This is a genomic window from Okeania sp. SIO3I5 (genome assembly GCF_010672085.1).
Lineage (GTDB): Bacteria > Cyanobacteriota > Cyanobacteriia > Cyanobacteriales > Microcoleaceae > Trichodesmium.
In genome coordinates this window covers 1-2,222 of the sequence record NZ_JAAHHT010000480.1, presented here as the reverse complement: position 1 = coordinate 2,222, position 2,222 = coordinate 1, and the positions used below count along the sequence as shown (strand labels likewise).

Here is a 2,222-nt window from a genome sequence, read left to right as displayed (position 1 = left end):
CTAACCCGGTACTTGGACTTAGACTTGGACTTGGACTTGGACTTACTCATATCTACTTTGGTGTAGGTTTTTCGTGCCATGCACTATTATTTTTACCCTATTTCCTTCCTTTGTGCAACAAAGCCATTCATAATTCATAATTCATAATTTAGAATTATGAATTCTAAATTTCGCCGACTCAAACGCCTCTCGCATCACTCCCTGAATTTTCTCTGGATCTGGCTTTTTCCCTCCCATCAAATCTCCAAAATAAACACAAGCACTTTCTCCCAACGCCCAAGTATAAGTTGCTGCCCAAGAAGCAGCGATCGCGCTCCCGAACCCAGGCACAAATTTAATCAACTCCCTTCCCACTGCTTGAGCGACAAAACCGCCACCAATAGCACTAACCACCCCTCCTGCTTGAGATGGAGAAATTGTTTGCCCATACAAATTTCCCAATAAACCCACCATCGAAACTTGCAACGCTGTCAATACTGGCATTGTCGCAAAAGGTAAAGGTACTGCTGCGACGGTAGCTGCCATAATAGTAAAAGATAAAATGTAACGCCTCCCCACATCTCGGTAAATATTCCCCAATTCTTTACTTGCTTCCTCATCCAACAATTGATGAATTGTTCGCGCCTCTGCTTCCGGCAGCAATTCTGCCAAACTATCTCTAAATGCTTCCAAACCATAAAATACCGGATTATAACCATCCTCTTCCAGAGTAAAATCGAGCAACACAGAACTATTATACAACTCGCCAAAATCTTCCTGAATAGCAGCAAAAGCACGTTTCAGTTCCTCAAATTCTGGAGGATATTCGGGATGATCGTCAGTGGGGTTAGGATAAACCTCGTGCAGACAAGTCACTGCTAACAAACAAGGAATATTTGGATATTCCTCTCGTAACTGTTGGGCAACTTGTCGTAAAGTATCCGTGGCAAAATCATTAATTTTTACAGTCAAAATCAAAATTCTGGCGCGATCGCTTTCCTGCTGCAACTCTGCCAAAAGTTCCTCAATAATAACCGGAATTTCCTGTTTCACATCTCCTAAACCGACAGTATCCGTAAAAATTAACAACGGTAGATCGTCAGAAGGATAAGCATAACGTTCGGTGTGTTGAGTATGAGGGCGAAAACCTTCACCGACTATTTCTGGAGAAACCCCTGTTAAACCTCGCACAATAGAACTTTTACCTGTTTGCGGTTTACCGATTAAAATTGCTTCAGTAGTAGGAAGTTCGGCGCGAACTTTTGCCAATATTTCGGCAACTTGAGCTTCATCCACAGTAAACCACTGCATTATTTTTTGCCCTGCCCGATCTACAGGGAAAAGTTTCATTAAACGGTTATTGGTATCATGCCAAATTCCACCGATCCGATTTTGCCAAGAGTCTGTTTTTGACTCTGTTTTTACATCCTCAGTTGGTTGATTAGACTCTTCAGAATTAGCTGTTGGGGAGTTAATATCATTTGGTTCAGTCATTTTAGTTATCTGTATATCTTTTATCAAAACTTCCAGTAATAGGGAGGCAAAAAAATGCTTTTATAGAAGCCAAGCGTGTATCTCTAGAAAATAGGGAGTAGGGTAGGGACGTTTTGCTGGCGCATAACTCCGTTAACGCTATGCGACATGTTTGCGCAGCATTCCGTAAGGAAAACGCATTAATGCTCAAGCAACGTCCGTACGGGAGTAGGGGGAGCGCTTGTGTAGGCATTGCTCATTCATTGTCTGAGCTAGAACATTTACAACCCTACATTTTTTGAGTCCTGTACGGATCACGCCTCCCACGCCTCCCACACCTCCCACACCTCCCACACCTCCCACACTTCCCACACTTCCCATACTTCCCATACTTCCCCACCTGATCGGGTATAGCATTCTTTGTGAGAAATCGTATTATAACCGTACGAATTAAACTGTAGAAAATTGCAGTTCTTAAATTCTTGATATTGGATTAACCAATATAGGCGCTCTCGGCACAGCTCACTATTCCCATCCTAGGTCATGCTACGCAAACGGCAGTAAATGCCTCTGGGAATTTCTGTCTTAAATTTGAAGAGTGCCATTAATATCGGCATTAATCACTTTACCTGTTCCACTTCTACAGGACTTACGCAAGGGCACTACATATAGTGTTAATCCTTAAGGTTCTCTGTACATTGGCTATCTAAACTAAGTTCCTCTTAGCGATCGCCACAGCCACAAAATTATCATTAACTGAAATGAAAAAT

Annotated in this window: 2 protein-coding genes; both read right to left on the bottom strand. The window is 42.3% G+C overall.

Annotated elements, in window-relative coordinates; genetic code table 11:
- Window positions 1-141: 141 nt before the first annotated feature.
- Window positions 142-1,473, bottom strand: coding sequence for a YcjF family protein (locus F6K40_RS39835; protein ID WP_293145739.1), 1,332 nt, complete (start codon window positions 1,471-1,473; stop codon window positions 142-144).
- Between the two features lie 186 nt (window positions 1,474-1,659).
- Window positions 1,660-1,869 (bottom strand): hypothetical protein, encoded by a 210-nt coding sequence (locus F6K40_RS39830; RefSeq protein WP_293145737.1) that lies wholly within the window; start codon window positions 1,867-1,869, stop codon window positions 1,660-1,662.
- Window positions 1,870-2,222: the final 353 nt, after the last annotated feature.

Bases quoted from the DNA above. Each gene is read 5' to 3' on its own strand.
- F6K40_RS39835 (WP_293145739.1), bottom strand. From the start codon at position 1,473: ATGACTGAACCAAATGATATTAACTCCCCAACAGCTAATTCTGAAGAG.
- F6K40_RS39830 (WP_293145737.1), bottom strand. From the start codon at position 1,869: ATGCTATACCCGATCAGGTGGGGAAGTATGGGAAGTATGGGAAGTGTG.